General features: G+C 71.8%; 1 pseudogene. It reads right to left on the minus strand.

Going from position 1 to position 316, the window contains the following annotated elements:
• Positions 1-316: pseudogene (locus tag ACTFO6_RS18305) on the minus strand (aminomethyl-transferring glycine dehydrogenase subunit GcvPB); the annotation flags it as partial.

Raw genomic sequence — 316 nt, forward strand, 5'->3', positions numbered from 1 at the left:
GAGCCGCACCATGAGGTAATTGGCGTTGAGAGCGGCGAAGGCGGACACCCGGCGCATGCCTTCCGCGCCCAGCATGCGAGCATAGACGTAGGCGCGCAGGAGCACGCCCGCGTTGCCCAGGTGGGCGGACAGGCGCCCGATGGTCTGGGGCCGATCCCGCTCGGTCAAGAGCCGCAGCGCGCCGCCCTGCTCCCCCACCATAGGCACGGGAAGGAAGGGCAGGAGCTTCTCGCTCACCCCCACCGGCCCCGCCCCCGGGCCGCCGCCGCCGTGGGGGGTGGCGAAGGTCTTATGCAGGTTCACGTGGACCACGTCG

Source organism: Pelomicrobium sp. G1 (assembly GCF_051905455.1).
In the GTDB taxonomy this organism is placed as follows: Bacteria; Pseudomonadota; Gammaproteobacteria; order Burkholderiales; family UBA6910; genus Pelomicrobium.